At 58.9% G+C, this 22,249-nt stretch carries 21 protein-coding genes; 4 read left to right on the plus strand and 17 right to left on the minus strand.

Going from position 1 to position 22,249, the window contains the following annotated elements:
- The first annotated feature begins 91 nt into the window (after window positions 1–91).
- Complete coding sequence (locus FIU89_RS16975) at window positions 92–1,534, plus strand: hypothetical protein (RefSeq protein ID WP_152493681.1); 1,443 nt, start codon at window positions 92–94, stop codon at window positions 1,532–1,534.
- Window positions 1,534–2,808: an O-antigen ligase gene (locus FIU89_RS16980; protein ID WP_152494569.1), complete on the plus strand. Its 1,275-nt coding sequence runs from the start codon at window positions 1,534–1,536 to the stop codon at window positions 2,806–2,808. The genes FIU89_RS16975 and FIU89_RS16980 overlap by 1 nt, the downstream gene beginning before the upstream one ends.
- Before the next feature lie 412 nt (window positions 2,809–3,220).
- On the opposite strand, the gene FIU89_RS16985 is transcribed toward FIU89_RS16980, so the two are convergent.
- From FIU89_RS16985 to FIU89_RS17000, 4 genes are read right to left on the minus strand one after another with little or no spacing between them, the layout of a single operon-like run.
- Complete coding sequence (locus FIU89_RS16985) at window positions 3,221–4,237, minus strand: proline racemase family protein (protein ID WP_152493682.1); 1,017 nt, start codon at window positions 4,235–4,237, stop codon at window positions 3,221–3,223.
- Between the two features lie 28 nt (window positions 4,238–4,265).
- Window positions 4,266–5,546: a TRAP transporter large permease gene (locus FIU89_RS16990; RefSeq protein WP_152493683.1), complete on the minus strand. Its 1,281-nt coding sequence runs from the start codon at window positions 5,544–5,546 to the stop codon at window positions 4,266–4,268.
- 9 nt (window positions 5,547–5,555) lie between these two features.
- Window positions 5,556–6,062 carry a TRAP transporter small permease gene (locus FIU89_RS16995; RefSeq protein ID WP_152493684.1) on the minus strand — a complete coding sequence of 169 codons (507 nt, stop codon included), beginning with the start codon at window positions 6,060–6,062 and terminating at the stop codon, window positions 5,556–5,558.
- Window positions 6,063–6,084: 22 nt separating this feature from the next.
- The gene (locus FIU89_RS17000) at window positions 6,085–7,068 is read right to left on the minus strand and encodes a TRAP transporter substrate-binding protein (protein WP_152493685.1); all 984 of its coding nucleotides are present in this window, start codon (window positions 7,066–7,068) and stop codon (window positions 6,085–6,087) included.
- On the opposite strand from FIU89_RS17000, the gene FIU89_RS17005 reads away from it, so the two are divergent.
- Window positions 7,055–8,218 carry a GlxA family transcriptional regulator gene (locus FIU89_RS17005; RefSeq protein WP_216647034.1) on the plus strand — a complete coding sequence of 388 codons (1,164 nt, stop codon included), beginning with the start codon at window positions 7,055–7,057 and terminating at the stop codon, window positions 8,216–8,218. The two genes, FIU89_RS17000 and FIU89_RS17005, sit on opposite strands and share 14 nt — an antisense overlap.
- A 218-nt stretch (window positions 8,219–8,436) precedes the next feature.
- Here FIU89_RS17005 and FIU89_RS17010 read toward each other — a convergent pair whose 3' ends face one another.
- The 5 genes from FIU89_RS17010 to FIU89_RS17030 all read right to left on the minus strand — a co-directional run bounded on the left by FIU89_RS17010 (window position 8,437) and on the right by FIU89_RS17030 (window position 13,575).
- The gene (locus FIU89_RS17010; protein ID WP_152493686.1) at window positions 8,437–9,594 is read right to left on the minus strand and encodes a P1 family peptidase; all 1,158 of its coding nucleotides are present in this window, start codon (window positions 9,592–9,594) and stop codon (window positions 8,437–8,439) included.
- 1 nt (window position 9,595) lies between these two features.
- Window positions 9,596–10,426 carry an ABC transporter permease gene (locus FIU89_RS17015; RefSeq protein ID WP_152493687.1) on the minus strand — a complete coding sequence of 277 codons (831 nt, stop codon included), beginning with the start codon at window positions 10,424–10,426 and terminating at the stop codon, window positions 9,596–9,598.
- Between the two features lie 3 nt (window positions 10,427–10,429).
- The gene (locus tag FIU89_RS17020; RefSeq protein WP_152493688.1) at window positions 10,430–11,353 is read right to left on the minus strand and encodes an ABC transporter permease; all 924 of its coding nucleotides are present in this window, start codon (window positions 11,351–11,353) and stop codon (window positions 10,430–10,432) included.
- Window positions 11,353–12,459 carry an ABC transporter ATP-binding protein gene (locus FIU89_RS17025; protein ID WP_152493689.1) on the minus strand — a complete coding sequence of 369 codons (1,107 nt, stop codon included), beginning with the start codon at window positions 12,457–12,459 and terminating at the stop codon, window positions 11,353–11,355. Before FIU89_RS17025 ends, FIU89_RS17020 begins: the two co-directional genes overlap by 1 nt.
- 78 nt (window positions 12,460–12,537) lie before the next feature.
- Window positions 12,538–13,575, minus strand: coding sequence for a PotD/PotF family extracellular solute-binding protein (locus FIU89_RS17030; RefSeq protein ID WP_152493690.1), 1,038 nt, complete (start codon window positions 13,573–13,575; stop codon window positions 12,538–12,540).
- 115 nt (window positions 13,576–13,690) lie between these two features.
- On the opposite strand from FIU89_RS17030, the gene FIU89_RS17035 reads away from it, so the two are divergent.
- A complete protein-coding gene (locus FIU89_RS17035; RefSeq protein WP_152493691.1) occupies window positions 13,691–14,560 on the plus strand; it encodes a MurR/RpiR family transcriptional regulator in 870 nt (289 codons plus the stop codon).
- 185 nt (window positions 14,561–14,745) lie between these two features.
- Here FIU89_RS17035 and FIU89_RS17040 read toward each other — a convergent pair whose 3' ends face one another.
- The 8 genes from FIU89_RS17040 to urtB form a co-directional block, all read right to left on the minus strand.
- Window positions 14,746–15,345, minus strand: coding sequence for an ANTAR domain-containing response regulator (locus tag FIU89_RS17040; RefSeq protein WP_254701718.1), 600 nt, complete (start codon window positions 15,343–15,345; stop codon window positions 14,746–14,748).
- A complete protein-coding gene (locus FIU89_RS17045; RefSeq protein WP_254701719.1) occupies window positions 15,338–16,498 on the minus strand; it encodes a transporter substrate-binding domain-containing protein in 1,161 nt (386 codons plus the stop codon). The genes FIU89_RS17040 and FIU89_RS17045 overlap by 8 nt, the downstream gene beginning before the upstream one ends.
- Window positions 16,499–16,512: 14 nt before the next feature.
- Window positions 16,513–17,649, minus strand: a complete 1,137-nt coding sequence (locus FIU89_RS17050) for an AAA family ATPase (protein WP_152493692.1) — start codon at window positions 17,647–17,649, stop codon at window positions 16,513–16,515.
- A gap of 68 nt (window positions 17,650–17,717) precedes the next feature.
- On the minus strand, window positions 17,718–18,761 hold the full coding sequence (locus FIU89_RS17055; protein ID WP_152493693.1) for an aliphatic amidase: 1,044 nt from the start codon (window positions 18,759–18,761) through the stop codon (window positions 17,718–17,720).
- 52 nt (window positions 18,762–18,813) lie between these two features.
- Complete coding sequence (urtE, locus tag FIU89_RS17060; protein WP_152493694.1) at window positions 18,814–19,515, minus strand: urea ABC transporter ATP-binding subunit UrtE; 702 nt, start codon at window positions 19,513–19,515, stop codon at window positions 18,814–18,816.
- Window positions 19,516–19,517: 2 nt separating this feature from the next.
- On the minus strand, window positions 19,518–20,246 hold the full coding sequence (locus FIU89_RS17065) for an ABC transporter ATP-binding protein (RefSeq protein ID WP_152493695.1): 729 nt from the start codon (window positions 20,244–20,246) through the stop codon (window positions 19,518–19,520).
- A gap of 2 nt (window positions 20,247–20,248) precedes the next feature.
- Window positions 20,249–21,352, minus strand: a complete 1,104-nt coding sequence (gene urtC / locus FIU89_RS17070; RefSeq protein ID WP_152493696.1) for an urea ABC transporter permease subunit UrtC — start codon at window positions 21,350–21,352, stop codon at window positions 20,249–20,251.
- Between the two features lie 12 nt (window positions 21,353–21,364).
- Complete coding sequence (urtB, locus tag FIU89_RS17075) at window positions 21,365–22,234, minus strand: urea ABC transporter permease subunit UrtB (protein ID WP_152493697.1); 870 nt, start codon at window positions 22,232–22,234, stop codon at window positions 21,365–21,367.
- Window positions 22,235–22,249: the final 15 nt, after the last annotated feature.

Below are 22,249 nucleotides of genomic sequence, written 5' to 3' on the forward strand. Positions count from 1 at the left end.
AAGGCAGGGCAAAAGCCCCACGTGACCCACCAGTCGCGCAGGCGAATTGCAACAAGATCCGGGATAGGGATTTCGGCGAAGGAGATCGCCGATGACCACACGGAACATTGCCTCGACAGATATACCGAAACCGCGCCGCGCCCCGGGCGCCATGCGCAAGCTGGTGCGCCGTGCGCTCATCGGCGGGGCGCCGACCGACAGCGGGCGGATCCCGCGCTACGTATGGATCTGCGCGCTTGGTCTTGCCGCGATCTGGGCGCCGATCACGGGGTATCTGAAAACCGCCGCGCCCAGCTTCGCCAGCCACATGTCACTTATCCTGCCTGGCTCGGGGTCGGCTTCGTCGGTCAACCTTGCCGAAATCGGGCAGGCCTCCAGCCATGCAAATTCCGCCTTCTCCAGTAACTCGATCAGCCCGACGGAAACCTACAAGCGGCTTCTCGCCGCGGACCGCGTGATCAGGGATGCCGCCGGTCGTCTTGGCATCAAGGCCAGAGAATTTGGAAAGCCCCAGGTCAAGCTGGTCGATCAGACGGCATTCATCCACGTCAAGATCACCGGGCCGGCCCCCGAAACGGCGCAGGCGCGCAATTCCGCACTGCTCAGCGCCTTTTTCGACGAGATTGACCGCCTGCGCAGTGACGAAACGAACAGCCGCCAGACCGGCGGCCTTGATGCGATAACCGAGTATAAGGACTCAGTGGCCGCGACGCGCGTGGAAATTGAGAAGTTGCGCGCCGAGACCGGTCTTCATTCGGCCGAGCAATACAATCGCCAGGTCGACGAACTCGATCTGTTGCGCGCAAAAATCGACACTGCCACGGCGGAATACGAGCGTAGCGCGGCGGCTGTTACCGGGCTGGAAGCCCAGCTGGGAACAGATGCGGAAACGGCCGCACGCATCCTGCGGCTGAATGGCGATGGCGCCTATACTGCACTCATCGATGCAATGGCAGAGGCCGAGACAGAATTGGCGCGGGCCAAATCACGATACGGCAAACGCCATCCCGAAGTGCTCAAAGCCCTCGCGGCGATGGAGACTGCCCGGTCCGAGGCCACTGCGCGTGCCGTGTCCCTAACCGGTGACGCAAGCGCGCTTGAGCGGTCCCTCGATGGTGCCCGGGACGCACTACTGACCGAACTCGTCAGACAGGACGCTTCTCGCGCCGGTTTGCTGGCCGAGTTAAACGAGCTGCGCGAACTCGTGTCGACCCAGGCCGGTCGAATCGGGGCGTTGGCACCGAAAGCCGCTCGTCTGGAGGATCTGCAGCGCGATTTCAACGTGGCCGAAGCCGTGTTCGCATCGGCGATCGCCCGCACCCAGTCCAGCAAAGCCGACGTGTTCGCCTCGTATCCGCTTGTCCAAGTGCTCGAAGATCCGACCCTGCCCGAAGCCCCGTCTTCCCCGCGCAAGAAACTGGCCATCGCCGCCGGTGCCGCAGCCAGCATCCTTCTGATCTTCGCTCTGTCGCTCGCCTGGATCCGACGCACCCTGATCGAAAAGCTGATCTCCGAGAAGGGTCGCATGGCATGATGCGACCCGAGAACCCGGCCGAGGCCATGGTTTGGAAGACGATCCTCTGGACCTGGCCCTTCTATGCACTTGGGGCGCTCTATGTGGTCGGGCCGGTGCTGGCGTGGCTCATCGCGGGGTTGGCCGTATTGTCACTCTACCTTGGGCAGGCGATACGGTCTGACATGCGTGCCACGGGCCCGATCCCGCCTGTTGTCTGGGCATGGATCATCGGGATGCTGGTGATGCTCGTTGCCTTGTGGGCCGGGCACCTCAATTGGGATCTTGGGCTAAAACAGACCACTAAATCCTCGATCGGCTGGGCAAAAGGATGGGCGCTTCTTGCGTTGTTCCCGCTGGCGGGCGCCGTTCTCCCGATACGAAGAGAATTGCTGATCCGTGCGCATTGCCGCCTCGGCTTCTGGACGCTCTGCATCGCGCCGGTGCTGCTTGTCGCCCCCTATGTAGGTTTGCCTGAGCGCATCTGGACCTCGCCCCTGAAGGCTGTTGGCGGTCCGGGGCCTGAATACTTTACGGTCTTCCTGTTTACGTTCGATCCCGCGTCATGGACGCCCAGATGGCAGTTCTATGCACCATGGTCGCCGTTCGCCGCGCTTCTCGGCGTGGTCATGGTGCTGTTTGCCCTTGAGGAAAAGGAAGGGCGCTGGCGCGCGGCCGGCATCGCGGCGGGCACCTTGATAATTCTCGCGTCGAAATCCCGTATGGGGCTCGTAGGGCTTTTGGCTTGTACGGTAGGCCCTCGGCTGGTGCCTCTGGTGCTTCGTAGCTGGGCGTGGGCTGGACTTGCGGTCTTCACTGCATCCCTTGCCGTCACAGGACCCTGGCTATTGGAAAAGATCGGCGCAGGCGTCGATGGCTTCAAGTCTGCCCGCGCCGATAGCACACGTGTTCGAGCGACACTTCAACGTATCGCACAAGAGCGCTGGCAGGAGGACGCACCGTGGTTCGGACACGGCACCGTTCAACCGGGTCCACACTTGGTGGAATACATGCCGATCGGCACGCATCATACTTGGTTTGGCCTCCTGTTCGTCAAGGGATTGGTAGGGTTTATAGCCTTGGCGTGTCCCTTGATCTGGCAAACTTCGCTCGCATTCAAAGACGCGGCCCTCAGTCCGCGCGGGCGCTTACCGCTCGGGTTATGTATGGTCGTCGTCTTGCTCTCCTTCGGCGAGAACATAGAAATCGAGGCATACTTGCTTTGGCCAGCACTGTTGTGCCTTGGAATACATGCCCGTGAATGCAGTCATTCGTTTGTTCAAGGAGTGCCGTAATTGCGTCTGGTGGCAGTTTGGATCGCCTACTGAGCATAACTATAACCTATTGTCTGCGTTCTGCCGCAGAATGAATTACGGACGATGCGTTTAAGAAGCACAGGCCTTGGACTTCTGTAATTCAGCCAAACTGAGGCTCATCAAGCTTCGCGCATGTGCGGTGAAGGTCCGCAATCCGACCGACGACGCCGTTAACATAATGTAGCTTACGGGGGTCGCGTTATTTACTTTGATACATGCCGCGGCGAAACTATTTTTGAGTCGCGCCGACTGCGCAGCGTAGCACCGGCTAGCGTTCCAAATTTCAGCACTGTCGACAGCGAGAACTGCAGACAGGGTAACGGACCATCTTCTTTGCGAAAGCGGCGAGGCGTTTGGAATGCATGATTCATCCTCGCCGCCGCCGGTCAGGTTAGGTGACCACGAAGCCACGTCCAACTGGATCATTGTCGTCCAGAAGCCACTTGGCGTAGCCTGTCACCTTCGCAGTTCCCTTTACGGTGGGGATGACCGCCCGAAGGTTTCCGAGCCTCGTCTCGCCGATCAACTCGCCCTCGAACCTGCCAATTCCGAGCAAACCTTCGGAGCGAATTTGCTCGTGAAGTTCCATCTTCCCGCGCGCCTCGAAGGCGGCCATCATCATAGATGTCCCTGTCCCACCTGGCGAGCGGTCCAGCTTGCCGTCACTAAAGACGTGAACGTTGCGATAAAGACTGTCTGGGTGGTCTGGCTCTTGCCAGAATGTCGTGAAGTTCAAACCTTGAATGTGGGGCGCCGTCGGATGAGTGATTTTCATTTTTGCGTTGATCTGGTCCTTCACCATTACGCCCAATTCCGAAAGCATTCGGCCATTCTCCGGGCCGATGGGCTGGTTCGGATAAGGCCACTTCACAACCGCAAAGAAGTTCCCCCCGAATGTGATGTCAGCCATCACCTCACCGACCTCGGGAAGTGTTACCGGCACGTCCTGTGCCAGAACAAAGGCCGGGACATTCTGGAAACGGGTCCAGGCGACCTGGCCATTCTCGCGCCCGACTTCCGACGTGACTGGCCCTGCCGGTGTCTCGAAACGGATCTTCACGACATCACCGCCGTCATCGTGCACCATGCCATGTGCGACCATAGCCATGGACAGCGCAATGGTGCCGTGGCCGCACATTTCCATGAAGTCATCCCCGTCACACCAAAGCATGCCGGCATCAAAATCGGGGCTCGACGGCGGTGTGACAAACACGCCGACCATGTCATGGTGACCGCGCGGTTCCCGCAGCAAGCCGGTGCGAACGGTATCATAGTGGCGCCGGATGAAGTCGCGCTTGGCGACGATATCCAGACCGTAGGGATAAGGGATCCCGCCGGGGATGATGCAGGTCGGCTCGCCGTCCGTATGCGTGTAGATCACGTCCAGGAAACGGTTGGGTGTCATCATGATGTCGAAACCTTCTTTCTTTCAGAGATTAGAGACCGAGGGCGCGCGGGATCCACAGAACCATCGCCTCGGGGAAGAGAATTACGGCGCCAAGCACGAGCAGCATGACCGCAATGAACGGCAGGTTGGCGCGTGTGAGCGAGAACATGTCTACCTTTGCGATCACACTGGTGATGAAGAGCGCTGCGCCCACCGGCGGCGTCTGTTGGCCGATGCCCCAGCACAGCACGACAACCATTCCAAAATGCACCGGATCGATGCCAAGGAACTGGATGGCCGGAAAGAACAGCGGCACGATGATGAAGATCATCGCGATCCCGTCGAGGAAAGTGCCTGCCACGATCATCACGGCGCTCAGCAGGACAAGGAACATCACCGGCGACAGATCTATCTCTGCCAGAGGGCGCAGGATGTCGTCGGCCAGCTGTTCGTAGGTGAAGGCAAAGCCCATCACATGTGCCGCAGCCGTGACGAGCATCACCGCGCCGCTGAGGACGGCAGCTTCGCAAAACGTCTGATAGAGCACCTTAAGCTTGAGGGTTCGGTAGTAGAACATTCCCACGGCGGTGCCGTAAACAACCGCAACTGCGGAGGCTTCGGTGGCTGTGAAAACCCCACCCAGGATGCCGCCGAGGATAATGGCTGGCATCAATAGAGCCGGCAGCGCCCGGGCAAAGGCTTTCGTTGCGCGGCTCGCCGAGAACGGCGCTTCGACGGGATATCCAGCGCGGATAGAGATCAGCCAGGCTGTGACGATCAGTGCGATGCCGAGCACGACACCCGAGATCAGGCCGGCGGCAAACAGGGCGCCAGTGGAGATCCCGAGATACGCCCCGAGGATGACCATAGGGACACTTGGCGGGATGATGATGCCAATGGTCGAAGATGCGGCCGTCACGGCCCCCGTGAAGGGGCGGCTATAGCCGCGCTTGACCATCGGATCGATCAGCATGCCGCCAACGGCGGCGGTATCGGACATCGACGTGCCGCTCATGCCCGCAAAGAACATCGACGTGACGATGTTCACCGCCGCCAACCCACCGCGCATCTGGCCGACGAGGGTCTTGGCGAATTCCACGAGGTGGCCCGAGATGCCGCTTCGGGTCATGATCTGACCGGCAAGGATGAACAGCGGAACGGCTAGGAGCGGGAAGCTCTGGACGCCCCTGTAAAGGCGCTGCGCCACGATGAGCTGGTCGACATCGGCAAGCCAGAATATTCCTACGGCGATCGAGATCAGCGCAAAGGCGATGGGGACGCCAAAGCCGATCAGCCCAAGAAGGACGCAGAGAGCGAGCAAGAGGGTCATATCGGTGCCTTAAAGGTCGACGGAGGTGGTGGAGGTTTTTGACGCTGCCGTAACGGGTTCTTCGCCCCGAGACATCCGGATCAGGCCCCGGATCGTGGTGATCACTGCATCGAGGCAGATCAGAACTCCAGCTATGGGTATGGCTGCGTAATACCAGGACGTGGACACTTCGAGCACGTTGGTCAGCTGGTCCGAGAACCGCAGCATCTGCTTGGTGCCATGCCAGGCCATGATCCAGCCAATGACGCCGATTAGAGCCTGGTTCAGCAGGAATGCCGCACCCCGCATCGGGAATGGCATCCGCGCAAGAAGAAGATCGACCTTCAGATGCGCACCTTTGCGAAGCGCGAGATAACCGCCGATGAACGTGATGTAGGTCAGCAGCGCAAGCGAGACTTCGAAGCTCCAGCTCAGTGCGGAATCGAGTGCGTAGCGATAGATAACGGCGAGAAACGCGACGCCTACAGCGGCAACTAGAAGCATCGCGATAACGCCTTCAAGAATTCGGTTGATCATCGCGATGCCTCCTTTCTTTGTATCAGGGACGCGCAGCGACGATGGCGTCGATCAGGTCCTGCGCCGAACCAGACTGCTCAGCGGCCCACTCGGTCCAAATGGCGGAAGACGCATCGGTGAAGGCCGCGATGTCGGCGTCGTTCACCTGCATGCCCTGCTCCTTGAGGAAGCTGACAATCTCGGCGTCCGCCTTCGTGCCTAGCTCGACCGAATAAGCCTCGGCCGCGTCTCCGGCTTCCATGACAGCCTGTTGTTGCTCTTCAGTGAGGCTCTGGAACTTGTCCTCGCTCATCAGCAGGTAGGTGACCGTGTAAAGGTGGTTGGTCAGCGACAGGTAGTCCTGAACCTCGTAGAACCGTTGAGACTGGACCCAGATGACCGGGTTTTCCTGGCCGTCAAACACGCCAGTCTGCAGCGCCGAATAGAGCTCGCTGAACGGAAGAGGCGATGCGTTGGCGCCGTAGTGGTTGAAGATCTTGATCCGCAGCGCGCTGCCCGGCGTCCGCATCTTGATGCCATCCAGATCGGCGGGCACGTTGATCGGGCGGACATCGTTCGTGATCTGGCGGAAACCACCTTCGAGGAAAGCAACAGGGCGCAGGCCCTTTGCAAGCAGCATTTCTTCAATCATCTCGCCGGCGTCGCCATCCAGCGCCGCCTTCACGTGGTCACGGCCGGAAAAGATGTAGGGCAGCGCGGTTGCTCCAAGTTCGGGCACCACACTGGTAATCGGCGTCTCCACCGTGGCCATGTCGAGTAGACCGGTCTGCATGGATTCCAGCGAGCTTTCCTGATCGCCTAGGGCGCTGTTGGCGAAGAGATCGATATCGACCGCCCCACCAGTCAGCTCGCCGAGCACCTCGTCGAACCGTTCGACCGACAGGTAGGCAATCGATTGTTCGTTGCCGGGCATGTTCGCTTTGAACGTATGGTCTTGAGCGGCTGCCGGAAGCGAAAGAGCCAGACAACTTGCGATCGCCGTGACGGATAATATGCGGTTCATCATTTTCGGTTTCTCCTGTCGGGTCGTTTTTGTATTTGGAAAGGCTAGAAGCAAAAACGACAACAAAATAGAATACCTCGGACATAATGAAGAATGCCGCAGTCATTTTTCCGGATTGGAGCACGGAATGTCGAATATCAAGGTTCGGTCAAACCGGCCCGGAGGCGGGCGACAGAAGTTCCGCGTGGCGATTCTTCCGTTGGACAATTTCACTCTCAATGCATTCTCCGGGTTTGTCGACGCGCTACGACTGGCAGCCGATGAGGGTGGGCGCAGTCGTCAGATCGAATGCGGTTGGGAGATTGCCGGACACAGGACCGTCCAAGCGAGCTGCGGTCTTACCGTAACACCACAAGGGCCGCCACCCGATCCCGCGGAGGTCGACTACATCGCTGTAAGCGCCGGGAACGACTATAGAGACAGACGACAGCCCGCTTGGTTGGATGCATATCTCAAAGATGCCGCCGACAAGGGCGTGACGCTGATTGGTCTCTGCACTGGCACCTTCAATATCGCGCGCGCAGGTCTTATGAAGGGTCGCCCAGCATGCGTCCACTGGAATGTCCGGGAAGAGTTCCGCGAACAATTCCCCGGCATCGAGACTGTGTCAGATCGCATATTCCTCGATGCCAGAGACCGCATCACCTGTGCTGGCTCGACCGGGGCATCGGACCTAGCTCTATACTTGGTGTCCCGTCATTGCGGTGCTGAAAGGGCACAACAGAGCCTGCGTCACATGATCCTGAACCGGCAACGGGAATCCTCGGCGCCACAACCTCAATTCGTAACCGACATGAGTGGTGTGAAGGACGCGGATGTCAGACATGCGATTGGCTTGATGGAGCAGACCCTAAATGCTCCCATCTCTGTCGATGATCTGGCGAAGAAAGTGGGGCTTAGCACACGCCAGCTGAGCCGTCGGTTCCTTGAATGCGTCGGTCAGCCGCCCTCCAGGTTCTACCGGGTAATGCGCCTTCGATATGGCGCATGGCGGCTTCTGCACACCACGGACAGGGTCGGACAAGTGGCCGCTGATCTCGGCTTCGCGGACTCCTCTCACTTCTCAAGAGAGTTTGCGTCACTCTTCAACATGACGCCGAAGAGCTATCGTGCAGCTTCTAGCCAATTGAGCCAAACAATCGACGGAGGCTGATCTCGGACGTTGATTGGATAAGACTCAAAATTGATGAGACATCATGGTCCTCACCCACGAACGTGATCCACCGAAATGTTCAGGAATACGGATGGCCAAAAATGACGCGCATAGCGGACTTTGGCGCAGACCGCAGCAAACGTCAGATTTTCGTCCGCTGGGAAATCAATTTGTGAAATGCCGCGAAATCCCCTGAACTCGACCTCAGAGTTCAGATCCTAGTCTTCTATGACGACAGATTTCGCTTTGGGATCATAAACACCTTCACTTTGCATTGCGCCAAGAAGTTGCGCATGGTCGATGGCTTTGCAGATTTTGCCTGATGGTCGTGTGGTCGGTGTATCTTCAGCAGCGAACATGGCATTCAGGACGGCCTCTTCTATAGCCTGTACAGCGGCGAGATAGACTGGGTCCAGCAATTCGTCATTGAGTTGTTTGACCGACCGCCACGGTCCGGAAAGTTGCGGCAGTTCCAGTTCATTGGCCGTGCTAAAAGACATGAAAATGTCGCCCGAGTTGTTCCCGCCGGGAGAGCCGGATCGGCTGATGCCGATCGATGCGCGACGCGACAAACGCTCCAATTGGCTAGAGGACAGGGGTATATTGGTCGCAAGGACGCAGATGATCGACCCGCGCTCGGCTTCGAAATCCGGTAGCCGGTCTTCGGTCATCGTAGCGCCAACCGGCGTTCCAAGTACGGTCAGCCAGGGGCGCAGCCCATGGTTCGCCTGAACAAGCGCCCCCATCGTGTAATTTTCGCCGTCAATCTCGATCCGACGCGACGACGTGCCGGTGCCGCCCTTGTACTCGTAGCAGATCATCCCGGCGCCGCCGCCGATGTTGCCCTCGCTCACCGAGCCGGTATCAGCGGCCGCGATGGCCTTCAGGGCATGTTCCGGCCGCACGTGAAAGCCGTTGATGTCATTCAGAACGCCATCATAGGTTTCGGCGACGACCGGCATCGCCCATAGGTGATTGTTCTCCCAGGCTTCCGCGTAATGCTCCACGATCCAGCGTGTCGCGCCTTCGTGGACGGCACCGACGGAGTGGGTGTTGGTCAGCATGACCGGCCCGACGAAATAGCCACCGTCCCGGATCCAGTGGCTGCCTGTCATTTCTCCGTTTCCGTTGAGTGTGAACTGGCCAGCCAGAACCGGGCGCGGCTCCTTTGCGAAGCCGCGCGGCAGGATAGCGGTGACCCCGGTCTGAACATGCATGTCACTGGTACGCAGCGTCGGATCGGCATGCGAGCAAAGCGTCTCGTAGCCAACCAAAACACCGGGAACGTCGGTAATCGCATTATTTGGTCCGGTCTGCCCGAGGAAAGGCAAGCCCGTATCGCGCGCCCGTGGCTTCGTGGTCGTCACACGTGTCATATCAGGCCTTTCTCGCTCTCATGTAGAGCCCAACGGAAGCGATGATCAGCGAGAATAGCAGCATGATCGTCGCAATCGCGTTAATCTCGGGTTTGATGCCCCTTCTAAGCATCCCGTAGATGAAGACCGGCAATGTCTGGCTGTCCACGCCAGCGATGAAATAGGTGATCACCAGGTCGTCCATCGAGATTATGAAGGCAAGAAGCGCGCCCCCCACGACCCCCGGCATGATCATCGGCAGAGTCACCCGCCGGAACGTCACCCAGGAATTCGCTCCCAGATCGGCAGAGGCCTCTTCCAAGGCCTCGTCCATATCGGCGATCCGGGCCGAAACAACTATGAAGACATAGGACACCAGAAAGGTGCAGTGGCCAATGATGATCGTAAAAACCGACAGCTCGATGCCGACGCTGACGAAGAAGATCAGCAGCGCAATACCCAGCAGGATGTCCGGCATGATCATCGGCATGAACATCAGCGCCCGGTAGAATGGTTTGAACCGGAAACGGAACCGCGCGATGGCCAGCGCGAGCGCAGTACCAAAGACAGTGGCGACCGCGGTGGTGACAAGCGCCACGACCAGGCTGTTCTTCACCGCCGCGTAAAGCTGATCAGTGGAATCGAGGTAGAGCGCGGATTCCGTGGCCGCGGAGGTGAAGCCGAAGATCGTCTTGTACCAGTCAAAGGTGAAATCCTCCCAGATCATCATGTTGACCGGGTTGGAGTTGAACGAGAACACGACGATCAGCAGGATCGGCGCATAGACGAAAGCAAAGAAGAAGTAGCCATAGATCGGCAGGATGCTGGAACGCAGAAGCTTGCGAATTTTCATGTCTCAGCTCTCCTTCACTTTCGCAGCCGTGGCATATTCCTCTTCGCGCGTCATCATCCGCACGTAGATCATCAGCAACAACAGAACCGCCGCCATCACCATCATCCCGAGAGCCGAGCCGAAGGGCCAGTTTCGCGCCGACAGGAATTGCTGCTCGATAAGGTTGCCGATCATCATCACCTTTGCCCCGCCCAGTACCGAAGGCACGATGAAGTTGCCCAGCGACGGGATGAACACAATGATCGACCCGCCGACAATGCCCGGCAGCGTGACCGGAAGAATGATCCGGCGGAAGGTCTGAAGGCGCGTTGCCCCAAGGTCAGCCGACGCCTCTACCAGCGACATATCCAGCTTCTCAATCGAGGCGTAAAGCGGCAGGAACATGAAGGGTATGAACACATAGGTCATGCCGATGACCACGGCGGTATCGGTAAAGATCAGATTCAGCGGCTCGGAAATCATTCCGATTTCCATGAGCGCTTGGTTCAGGAACCCAGTCGGCCGCAGGATCAGCACCCAGGCAAACAGCCGGACCACCAGGCTGACGAAGAAAGGCAGCGTGATCAGGAACAAGAAGAAGTTCTTGCGGCCCTGAGGCATGCGGCTGATCCAGAAGGCAGCCGGATAGCAAATGACCAATGACAGGAGGACAGTTGTCAAGGCCAAGCGGACGGAGCGTAGAAAGATCGTCAGATAAACTGGGTCAAATTTCTCGTACCTCGTGTCGGCCCAGCCAAGGATCCTGCCATAGTTGAGATCGTAGAAATTCCACACCACCCCGCCGTAAAGACCGGGCTCGAGGAAGGAATAAATCACCATTATGGCCAGCGGCGTGATGAAGAACACGCCAAGAAAGATCGTGGGCGGTGCAAGCAGTCCTAGAAGCGAGAGCATCTTGCGGCCTTGGCTCGTGTCACGCCGTGCCATTATGCCACTCTCGCAGACGTGACCGGATGCAGCGCTTCATGCTGAACGAACAGCGTGATGCGTGCTCCCGGTGCCGTGACACCGCCGCGATCCTCCGCCCTGGGGCGCAAGGTGGCTTTCAGCTCGACGCCGTCATCGGTTTCGACGTGAACGATGTAGTCAGTTCCCACGAACAACACCTGTCTGACCGTTCCCTCGAACCGCAAGGCGCCTGCATCCCTGGTGCTGTCCATCCGGACGTCTTCGGGCCGTATCAAAAGCTTGATCCTCTCGCCACGTGCGGCGTCGGTCGAAGGCAGATGCGCAACTTGCCCCGACTCTAGTATCGCGATAGCACCGGCTTCCTTGCGCTCGGAAACGGTCGCACCAAGAAGATTTCCTGCTCCGAGAAAACGCGCGACAAATTCGTTCCGCGGGCGGCGATAGAGCTCTTCGGGCGTACCGAACTGCTGAATCTTGCCATCTGACAAGACAGCGACCCTGTCCGACATGGTCAGAGCCTCTTCTTGGTCATGGGTGACAAACACGAACGCAATGCCGACCTCTTCCTGCAGGGTCTTCAACTCCTGCTGCATCTTTTGCCGCAGGTTCTTGTCCAGCGCCGACAGCGGCTCGTCCAGCAGCAATATCTTGGGCCGCGCCACCAGAGATCGCGCCAATGCCACGCGCTGCTGCTGTCCGCCAGATAGCTGGTTGATCTTCCGATCGCCGAAACCACCAAGGCCGACAAGCTCCAGCATCTCGCCCACGCGCGACCCGATTTCGGCGCGCTTCAGGCCCGCCACCTCGAGGCTGTAGGCCACGTTGCGCGCAATCGTTAGATGCGGAAACAGCGCATAGCGCTGGAAGACCGTGTTCACCGGTCGCCTGTGCGGGGGCAGATGAGTGACCGGAGTCCCGTCAATTTCAATCGAGCCACCTTCGAGATCCTCGAAACCGCTGATCGTGCGCAGCAGGGTCGTCTTGCCGCACCCCGACGGGCCCAGCAAGGTCACGAACTCATTCTGTTGCACATCGAGAGACACGCCGTCGAGAGCGGTAATCGTTCCGCCCTCGGGTGTGCTGTAACGCTTGGTCGCGTCCTTGACGCTTAGAATTGGCGACATCGGCTTGGCATCTCCGCTAATTCTCGCTTAAAGGGGCGCGACCGGCCGGCCGTCGCGCCCGCTACTTGTCACAGGTGTTTACTGGGCGGTTTTGATCGCGGTCCACTCGCGATTGTAAAGCCGCAGGTCCTGTCCTAGGTCGACGAAAATCTGAAGTTTCTCCAGAGTTTCGGCGTCCGGGTAGATCGACTTGTTCTCGGCTATTTCGTCGGGGATCAACTCTTGCGCCGGGATGTTGGGCGTGCCGTTCATCTGTTGTTCGACATTCAATGCCGCGATCTCGGGGCGCAGGTAGAATTCCATGAAAGCCTTGGCATTGTCTGCGTTCGGTGCATCCTTCAGAACGCACATGTCTTCCTGGTACATCGTCGCCCCCTCGGACGGGATATAATAGGCTAGTACATCCGGATTCTGCTGCACGAAGATGTTGGCGCCTACGTACCAATGCGCCGCGGCGACATCACCTGAGGTTACCAGCGGGATGCTGTCGTAGGAAAAGGCCGATACGTTTTCCAGGTTCTCCTTGATGACGTCGGCGGCAGCCACGACCTCGGCCTCGTCGGTGGAATTCACCGATGTGCCGTTCATGATGTGACCAATGCCAATGGTCTCGCGCGGATCGTCCAGCAGGACGATCTTCTCACCGCTGGCGGCAAGGTCGAACAGGTCGGCCCAGCTGCTCATCTCCTCGACTTTGGTCTTATTATAGACGACGCCCACGTTGCCCCAGGCATAGGGCAAGCAATATTCCGCATTCGGATCGGTCTCTGCACGGATGAATTGCGGGTCGATATTGCTGAAATTCTCGCTTTGTCCAATATCGGTCTTCGCCAGCAGGCCCAGTTGATACATAATGTCATGCATGTGCACCGATGGAAAAACGATGTCGTATCCCGAAGCGCCCGCCTGGATCTTAGCAAGCATCTCCTCGTTGCTTCCGTAGGTATCGAGATTGACCTCGATCCCGGTTTCCTCCGTAAAGGCGGTGAGCACGGCCGGATTGATGTAGTCTCCCCAGTTGTAGAGATTCAGCTCTCCCTCGGCTTGGGCCACTGTGGTCGTGGCAAGCGCTGCAACCGACACCGCAGCGGTACGAATTGCTGTTCGTTCAATCATTTTTCATTCCCTGTCGTTGTTCGTTGTGTTCGGACTTTGATTTGATTTGCCAATGGTGTTTTAATAGTATCGTTTCTGTCAAAGGTTATTATTCTGTCATTTCTAGGAGGTTGGCATGAGCAGCGGATTTGCGTCGTTTCCCCAGGGGCCTCTGGGAGATTTCGTAGGAAAACTGGAGAGAGAACTTCCCAAACTGCCCAAGCAGGAAGCAAAGGTAGCGCAATTCATCTTGCTAAATGTGCAAACCATCGGTCCCGAAACGGGCAAGTCCCTGGCCCAAAGGGCCGGTGTTAGCGAAATAACAGTGGGCCGGCTGATGCGGAGGCTGGGGTACGGCGGCACCAAGCACCTCAAGCAGCTTCTGCGTGAGCAATTTACGATCGGCGGCCCTTCGATCAGTCCAAGCGCAGATATCGACAGCAGAATGTCGCAGATCATGGAAGCGGAACTGTCTGCGGTGCGTACAGTCTTTCAGCAAACCGACAACGAACACTGGGACAGGGCACGGCGGATCGTCGGCTCCGCCTCTCGGATCTATGTGACCGGCTTTCAATCAGTGCGCGGTCTGGCCGAGGATTTCGCCCGGCGTCTTTCCATTGCCCGACCCAAAGTGCAATATCTATCGCCCCATGACAGCATGCTGGGTGAATGGCTCGACAGCGACAATAGCGCCACAAAGCACGAATGCCTCGTAATGCTAGATGTGGTGCCCTACGCAAACGAGGGACAGGCGCTGGCGCGTATCGCCAAGCGGCAGGGGCGCTCGCTCATCGTGGTCTCCGACGAGTTTTGCCACTGGAGCGCCGAGATTGCGGATGCCTGTCTCTACAGCCCGTCCAATACCGGTATGTTTCTCGAATCCACGTTAGGGATCAACGCGACCCTCGCGCTGATCGTCGATCATGCTGCCAATGCGTCTACAGGTGAAGCCAGCAAAAGACTGGCCAGTTGGAAGAAGAACGCGCGAAGTCTGAAACTTTTCTAGAGTGTTTTCACGGTAAGATGATCAACTAGCACGCCGACATTTATCTTTCCTATGCAGCTAAAGGGAGAGTACGTAGAATGATTAATTCGACAGTTTTTCCACCTTCGACGATGGCGCTGCTGAGAAAGCGAGCTCGAACCGGTGGGTTGTTTTTGAGCGAATAATGCAAAAACCGCTCAATATAGTTATGTGTCTCCCATATTACTGAGGATGCTCTCGGCGTTGATAATCGATTGCGCGATTTCCGTGGTGGTCGTCCTCTTCGCCATAGCCTGCTTCCTGATTAGGTCATAGGCCTCTCGCTCTGTGATGCCGCGATGACGCATAAGGATGAATTTGGCATCATTCACCTTCTGCACGTTATCGAGCTTTTCACGCAGTTTTGTGAGGTCTTTCTTGAAGCGATGTTGTTCCTGTTGAAACCGCCTTGCCATGAGCATGCTGCTGAGCACGCCGGCTGCTCGCACCGGCTTCATCAGAACCGAGTGAGCACCGATTTCGAAAATGAGATCAAGAACCGACGGGTTCTCATACCCAATGATCGCCACGACTGATGGTGGCTTTGCATTGTTGCCGATGAAAGTCTTCAGCTTCTGCGCGCTCTGATCCGTGACATCCACAAAAACGAGGTCGAATTTTTCCGGCAGCGTCTTCGGCACCGGCCACATGTGATCGAAATTGCATCCAATCCTGTTGACCTGCTGCATCAGTTCGTCTGCGCTACGGTCCCGAGGGTGGACGACGAGCGCATGAAGGTCCCTCAGATCCTGGATCGGATCACTCATTCCGTCGCCCACCTCCAGCTACCTTCAGCGTTCGGAAACTCCAGTCGTGGATGGCCGGATAGACAAGGTAGGGATCCGGTTTGATGGCACGGCGCACCTTCGTCTCAATGACGAATTCGCCAGCCTCGTCAACTTTGGCAATCCGCGACTGAAGGTAGGTGTGGTTGTTGTCGGGGTCGATCTTGATCTGCCCTTGCGGCGCGTCGAAGCTGGCCCCCAAGAGAGCTTCTCGCAGGCATTCCGTGTCGATCTCACCCGTTTCTTCAAGCGCACGGGCGAACATGTGCACTTGGCTGTATGTCGCCTCGCAACAGCTTGTGACATCAACCGTCGAGCCGAACTTTTCCTCGTATGCCCTGAGAAAGCGGCGGTTCGCCGGCGAATTGATCGAGCGGAAGTATGGCGCGGCCGTAATGTGCCCGGTCGAAGCTTGTGAACCTATCGCGTCAATCTCTCCTTCATTGGTGGTGAGACTGGCGATCGGGCACTCTCTGCCATTGCCTCCGGCCGCATGGTAGGCTTTATAAAACTCTATACAGGCCTGCCCGACAACAGTGGAGAAGATTGCGTCCGGTTTCACTGCCATGATATCGTCAACGACCGCGGAAAAGTCGTCAGCTTTCGCCTCGAGATCGAAGTAAACCTCTCCGGTCACTTCCCCGCCTCCTTGGCGAAGAACATTGCGCATAACACGGTTGGACTCCCTTGGGTAAATATAGTCAGAGCCAACGAAGTGAATCCGTTTACCATAGGCATTCATCAGGTAATTCGCCAAAGGCACGCTGTTTTGGTTCGGGCAAGCTCCGCCGTAGATCATGTTGGGGGAGTATTCGAAGCCCTCGTAAAGCGTTGGATAGAAGAAGAGTGCGTTCCGGCGTTCTACGACCGGAAGAACCTCCTTGCGGGAAGATGACATGTAGCAGCCGAATATCACGCCTATCTTGTCATCAATGATCAGCTTCTCGGCCAGTTCGCCGTATCGTCGAACGACCGATGAGGGGTCATACCGGACAGGTTCGATCGGCCGACCGAGGATTCCGCCCCTCGCGTTGATCTGGTCGATAGCCAGCAATGCGCCATTGAGCTGCGACCGCTCGATGATCGAAGTAACGCCTGTCTCCGAGAAAAGCAGCCCGACCTTCCAACTCTCCAAAGATCACATCCCTTTCAAAACTGCCGAAACGAAACGGTTTCATCCCGGCATTGGGCTTGGAGTCTGACAATGGCACTTCCATCAGGGGGCGAAAAGTCCCCATGGTCGCCAAGCAAATATCCAGCCAGTGGAAATTCAAGATAACGCCGCATTGCCCTGCGAAGTCCACGAGCGCCAAACCGCTTATCATAGCCTTTTGCTGCGATAAAACCTTTGACGTCTTCCGAGATTTCAAGCCAGAGATCATGCTTTTTCAGGCGTCGGTTCAACCGCGCCAGTTCCACGTCCACCAATTCCGGCATCTTGTCGCTGCTGATCCAATTAAATGTATCGACATGATCGATCCGGTTTACAAGTTCTGGCGGAAATCGATCCAGTAGACAGCGCATAACAATATCATGCGCGCGTTCTTTCCTCGGCTTGTGCGCTGCAAGCAGCCGCGACCATAGCGCGCGCGGGCTGAACCCGCCCACCTCGTCGAGCGCCATCAGTTCCCGGGCTCCAAGATTCGACGACATAAAGATCAGGCTGTTTCTAAACGAATAGGTGCGCTCACCCGACGCTACGGTGAGAATGCCGTTGTCGAACACGTTCATCAGCGCCAGAACCACTTCGTTGCTTGCCTTTTCCAACTCGTCGAATAGCACAAGCCCGGGAAGGTTCCGGGTGCCCTCGATCTTCTCTTGGTCAAGGATCGTGGTGCCTTCCTTTGAGCCGACATAGCCTGGCGGCGCCCCTGTCAAGGCAGCCGCATAGTGCTCCTGCGAAAGCGTGTTCATGTCGATCCGGCAAAACGCGTCGGCATCCCCGTACATCGCTCGGGCGATGGTGCGGACGGTCTCGGTCTTGCCGACACCTGTCGGCCCACAAAAGAGGATGGACGCCAGCGGTTTGCGCGAATCACCGATATCGGCGCGGACCACCTTGAGGATCTCCAGCACCTGGCTGATCGGCTCTTCCTGTCCGATGATCGATGCGCGTAATTCGGCCTCGATGTCGGCGGTATCGAATGAGAAACGCGACGCCAGGCCTCTTCCGGGATTGACCCTATTCACTGGGCGCCCGGTTACACGTGCATTCTCGTCCGCCAAGGCGGCCGCCAGCTTTTCTTGCCTTTGTGTGTCATGCAACCGATCAGTCAGGAAAGGCATATTCACTCCATACAATAATACGATTGGCGGAGCGGCTCGTTCGGGCCGCACCGCCGGGTCGTGGCGGATCAGTCCGCCTCTTTCTCTTTCTCGCCAGTCGGCAATCCGCCGACGGGACAACAGGCCACGCCCACAGTCGAACGGGTGAAGGATTCTACATGCAGCCGCGTCTTCTCAGCGTCGTTGACCCAGTTGCGGTAGAACTCGAACGGGCATTCCGCCACGCCGTTCTCCCCGTCGCCGGAGGCATGCACGCCGGTATAACCCCGGTGTAGCAGCTTGAAGAGGTGGTTCTGCGACTGGTCGTTGGCCCGCGCGTCGCGGATTTCCGGGATCGAAAGCTGGGCATACTGGATGCCCATGTCCTCTTCGCCGCATTCCCCGAGCGTGCGCCCGTCGAAGCCGATGATCGCGGAGTGGCCGAAATAGCTGTAGACCCCGTCGAACCCCGCCGCGTTGGCCACGGCCACGTAGCAGTTGTTGGCCCATGCCATCGCCTTCGACATGATAACCTGCTGATCCTTCGCGGGATACATGTAGCCCTGGCAGCGCACGATCAGCTCTGCCCCCTTCATCGCGCAATCGCGCCAGATTTCGGGGTAGTTGCCGTCATCGCAGATGATCAGACTGACCTTCAAGCCCTTCGGACCCTCGGCCACGTAGGTCTGATCGCCCGGATACCAACCCTCGATCGGGTTCCACGGCAGGACCTTGCGGTATTTCTGCACAATCTCGCCCTTGTTGTTCATCAGGATGAGCGTGTTGTAGGGCGTCTTCTTGGGATGCTCCTCGTGCCGTTCCCCGGTGAGCGAGAACACCCCCCAGACATTGGCCTTGCGACAGGCCCGCGCGAAGATTTCGGTCTCGTCGCCGGGAATGGTGGCGGCGGTCTCCATCATCTCGTCTTCGTCGTACATGATTCCGTGGGTGCTGTATTCGGGGAAGATCACGAGATCCATGCCCGGCAGGCCCTTCTTCATGCCGACGAGCATCTCGGCGATCTTCTCGGCGTTCTCGATCACCTCGGCCTTTGTGTGCAGCCGCGGCATCTTGTAGTTCACGACAGCCACGCCGACCGTGTTGTCGCTGCTTGAAATGTCACCGTGTCTCATGGGTTCGGTCCTTTCCTGTTGATCCCGTGTGGTGGTGGTTTGCCCTGACCCGTCAGAAGGTCAGGTGTTTTTCGACAGCCTCTTCGGTAAGGTCGTCGGATTTGCCGTCGAGAACGACGCGCCCCTTGTCGAGCACGATGAAGCGGTCCGACGCCGCGCGTGCGAAGGTGACGTTCTGTTCGACAAGGATGATGCCGAGGCCGCGTTCGCGGTTGAGCCGCACGATCGCCTCCTCGATCTGCTTGACGATGTTGGGCTGGATGCCCTCGGTCGGCTCATCGAGGATTAGGATCTTCGGATCCATCGCCAGCGCCCGCGCGATCGCGAGCTGCTGCTGCTGGCCGCCCGAGAGGTCGCCGCCGCGGCGGTTGATGAATTCGTCGAGGATTGGGAACATCTCGAACAGGTATTCGGGGATGTCGCGTTTGCCGTCGGTGCGCGCGAAGGTTCCCATCAGTATATTCTCGCGGACGGTGAATTGCGGGATGATCTCGCGCCCCTGCGGGATGTAGCCGATGCCGAGCCGCGCTCGCAGCGGCGTCGCGTAGCTCAGGATATCGGTATCTCCGAAGGCGAGCCCGCCCTCGCAGCGGTCGGTCAGCCCCATCACAGATTTGAGGAGGGTCGTTTTGCCCACCCCGTTGCGCCCCAGAACGGCGAGGAATTCACCCGCCCCGAGGTCGAAGGACACGCCCTGGATCACCGGGCTCTTGCCGTAGAAGGAATAGAGGTCTCTTGCTTGCAGATGTTCCATGATCAGTGTCCCAGGTAGGCGGTCTTGACGGCCTGGTTGGCCTCGATCTCCTCGATGGAGCCTTCGGCTAGCAGCGCGCCCTGGTTCATCACCAGGATGCGGTCCGCGACCGTGCGCACGAAGGACATGTCGTGTTCGACCACGATCAGCGTGTGCGTGGCGCTCAGCGACCGGAAGATCTCGGCGGTGCGCTCGGTCTCCTGCACGGTCATGCCGGCGGTGGGTTCGTCCATCAGGATAAGTCGGCTGTCCTGCGCGATCAGCATCGCAATCTCGAGCCACTGGGTCTGGCCGTGCGACAGGTTGCCGGCAATCTCGCCGCGCTTCTCCGACAGCCCGACGCGATCGAGGATTTCCCCGGTGCCGCCCATGTCCGACAGCGCCATCCGTGTGAACGTGCTCCAAAGCCCGGGGCGGTGCGATCGCGCGACCGACATGTTCTCGGCCACGGTCAGCTCCTTGTAAACCGACGGCACCTGGAACTTGCGCCCGATGCCAAGCCGCGCGCGGCGAAACTCGAGCATCTGCGAGATTTCCGCGCCGTCGAGCCGGATCGACCCGCCGGTCGGCTGCGTCTTGCCGCAGATCAGGTCGAGCGTCGTCGACTTGCCCGCGCCGTTTGGGCCGAGCAGGCAGAGGATTTCGCCTTCGTTGACGGTGAAGCTCAGATTGTCGACGGCGCGCAGGCCGCCGAAGTCGACCAGCAGGTCGGTGACTTGCAGTTGGCCCATGGTTACGTCTCCTGCTGGGGTTCGAGTTGCTCGTCAGGGATCGCGGTGCCGGTCTCGCGGCGCGCGGTGCGGCGCGGCGTTGTCAGCCGCTGGCCGATCCCGGTGAGCAGCCCGTAGATGCCGCGCGGCATGAACATGACCACCAGCACGAAGATTACGCCGAGCATGAGGTTCCAGCCTTCGACGAAGACGTCCGAAAGCCGCCCTTCGAGCATGTTGACGATGATCGCTCCGATGGCCGCGGCGATGACGGATTCGCGTCCGCCCACGGCACACCAGATGACGATGGCGAGGCTGAAGGAAACGCCCATGTAGGTGGGCGACGCGAATTCGAGAACCATCGTGTAGAGCATGCCCGCCCAACCCGCGAGCGCCGCGGAGATGCAGAACACGGCCGTCTGGTAGGTGGCGACGTTGTAGCCGAAGAACCGGGTGCGGTCCGCGTCCTCGCGGATGGCGCGCAGCACGAGGCCGAACTTGCTGTGGGTGAGGTAGACGCCGATCGCGAGCGCCACCGTCAGGCAGCCTGCGACGAGGTAGTAGAACACAGTGCTGTAGGGATCGACGCGCCAGCCCATGATCGTGAACTGCGCCAGCCCCGTGAGGCCGTTCTGCCCGCCGGTCAGCCCCTGCTGGTTGATGACGAGAAGCTGAAATGCCACGAGGAAGGCGAGCGTGATGATCGCCACGAACACACCCGCGATGCGCGCGCGGAACATGAAGATCGCGATCAGCCCGCCGATGAAGGCCGGGATCAGAAGCCCCGCGAGGAGGGTGAAGGCCAGCGATTCGAACGGCACCCAGATGAGCGGCAGCGCGGGCACGTTGTTCCAGCCCATAAAGTCCGGCAACCCATCGCTCGCGCGGAGTTTCAGGTGCATGGCCATCGCGTAGGCCCCCATGCCAAATGTTGCGGCCTGCCCGAGGTTGAGAAGCCCCGCGGTCCCCCAGGACAGCGCCAGCGCCATCGACACGGTGGCAAGGGCTAGGTAGCGCGCGAAGGTGTTGAGCTCGAACCCGTCATAGCCCATCAGCGCCGGCACACCGAAGACGATGATGATGGCGAAGAGGGCGAAGGCGGCGAGGTCGTAGTGAAGTCTGGACATCGGAAAGGTTCCTCAGCGGCGGGTGTCGGTGGGGAAGAGTCCCCGCGGGCGGAAGCGGATCAGCACGATGATCCCAGCGAGAACGGCGATCCGGCCCAATGTGTCGTTCATCAGGATCGAGAAGATGGCGGTCGCCTCCCCGATGAGCACGGCTGCGGATGCGGCCCCGATCAGGCTGCCGAGCCCACCGACGATCACCACGAGGAACGCGTCGACCACGAGGCCCGTGCCCATCGTCGGGATGGTGCTGAAGAGCGGCGTGATGAGCGCTCCGGCAATTCCGGCGAGCCCCGCGCCATAAGCGAAGGTGATGGAATAGATGCGCTTGGCCTCGATCCCGTAGCATTCGGAGATGCCGCGGTTCTGGATGACGGCGCGCAGCTTCATGCCGAACTCAGTCCGGGTCATCAGCAGCCACGTCCCGTAGAGCATGACCATCGACAGCGCGATCACGAAGAGCCGGTAGTTCGACATGATGAGCGGGCCGATCTCGGTATTGCCCGACAGGATGTCCGGCCCCTTGACGAAGCGCGATTCCGCCCCGATCCCAAGCCGCACGCATTGTTGCAGGATGATGCCGATGCCCCATGTCGCGAGGATCGTGTCCAGCGGCCGGTGGTAGAGCTTCTGCACCACCGCCTTCTCGATCACCCAGCCGACGAGGCCGACCGCAATGAAGACGAGCGGCAGCGCCGGGAGGATGCCGATGCCCGCGAAGGTCTGCAACGCCCAGGTCGCGTAGGCGCCCAGCATCACGAATTCGCCGTGCGCGAGGTTGATGACCCCCATCGCGCCGTAGATGATGGCCAATCCAAGCGCGATCATGAGCAGGATCGACGCCATGCTCAGTCCGGCAAAGAGTTGGTTCGCTAGCACGTCCATGTAAACGGTCCTTCC

It is taken from the genome of Roseovarius sp. THAF27 (assembly GCF_009363655.1).
Lineage (GTDB): Bacteria > Pseudomonadota > Alphaproteobacteria > Rhodobacterales > Rhodobacteraceae > Roseovarius.

Excerpts from the sequence above, each read along its gene's own strand:
- FIU89_RS16975 (WP_152493681.1), top strand. The coding sequence starts at position 92 with ATGACCACACGGAACATTGCCTCGACAGATATACCGAAACCGCGCCGC.
- FIU89_RS16980 (WP_152494569.1), top strand. The coding sequence starts at position 1,534 with ATGCGACCCGAGAACCCGGCCGAGGCCATGGTTTGGAAGACGATCCTC.
- FIU89_RS16985 (WP_152493682.1), bottom strand. The coding sequence starts at position 4,237 with ATGATGACACCCAACCGTTTCCTGGACGTGATCTACACGCATACGGAC.
- FIU89_RS16990 (WP_152493683.1), bottom strand. The coding sequence starts at position 5,546 with ATGACCCTCTTGCTCGCTCTCTGCGTCCTTCTTGGGCTGATCGGCTTT.
- FIU89_RS16995 (WP_152493684.1), bottom strand. The coding sequence starts at position 6,062 with ATGATCAACCGAATTCTTGAAGGCGTTATCGCGATGCTTCTAGTTGCC.
- FIU89_RS17005 (WP_216647034.1), top strand. The coding sequence starts at position 7,055 with ATGCGGTTCATCATTTTCGGTTTCTCCTGTCGGGTCGTTTTTGTATTT.
- FIU89_RS17000 (WP_152493685.1), bottom strand. The coding sequence starts at position 7,068 with ATGATGAACCGCATATTATCCGTCACGGCGATCGCAAGTTGTCTGGCT.
- FIU89_RS17010 (WP_152493686.1), bottom strand. The coding sequence starts at position 9,594 with ATGACACGTGTGACGACCACGAAGCCACGGGCGCGCGATACGGGCTTG.
- FIU89_RS17015 (WP_152493687.1), bottom strand. The coding sequence starts at position 10,426 with ATGAAAATTCGCAAGCTTCTGCGTTCCAGCATCCTGCCGATCTATGGC.
- FIU89_RS17020 (WP_152493688.1), bottom strand. The coding sequence starts at position 11,353 with ATGGCACGGCGTGACACGAGCCAAGGCCGCAAGATGCTCTCGCTTCTA.
- FIU89_RS17025 (WP_152493689.1), bottom strand. The coding sequence starts at position 12,459 with ATGTCGCCAATTCTAAGCGTCAAGGACGCGACCAAGCGTTACAGCACA.
- FIU89_RS17030 (WP_152493690.1), bottom strand. The coding sequence starts at position 13,575 with ATGATTGAACGAACAGCAATTCGTACCGCTGCGGTGTCGGTTGCAGCG.
- FIU89_RS17035 (WP_152493691.1), top strand. The coding sequence starts at position 13,691 with ATGAGCAGCGGATTTGCGTCGTTTCCCCAGGGGCCTCTGGGAGATTTC.
- FIU89_RS17040 (WP_254701718.1), bottom strand. The coding sequence starts at position 15,345 with ATGAGTGATCCGATCCAGGATCTGAGGGACCTTCATGCGCTCGTCGTC.
- FIU89_RS17050 (WP_152493692.1), bottom strand. The coding sequence starts at position 17,649 with ATGCCTTTCCTGACTGATCGGTTGCATGACACACAAAGGCAAGAAAAG.
- FIU89_RS17055 (WP_152493693.1), bottom strand. The coding sequence starts at position 18,761 with ATGAGACACGGTGACATTTCAAGCAGCGACAACACGGTCGGCGTGGCT.
- urtE (WP_152493694.1), bottom strand. The coding sequence starts at position 19,515 with ATGGAACATCTGCAAGCAAGAGACCTCTATTCCTTCTACGGCAAGAGC.
- FIU89_RS17065 (WP_152493695.1), bottom strand. The coding sequence starts at position 20,246 with ATGGGCCAACTGCAAGTCACCGACCTGCTGGTCGACTTCGGCGGCCTG.
- urtC (WP_152493696.1), bottom strand. The coding sequence starts at position 21,352 with ATGTCCAGACTTCACTACGACCTCGCCGCCTTCGCCCTCTTCGCCATC.
- urtB (WP_152493697.1), bottom strand. The coding sequence starts at position 22,234 with ATGGACGTGCTAGCGAACCAACTCTTTGCCGGACTGAGCATGGCGTCG.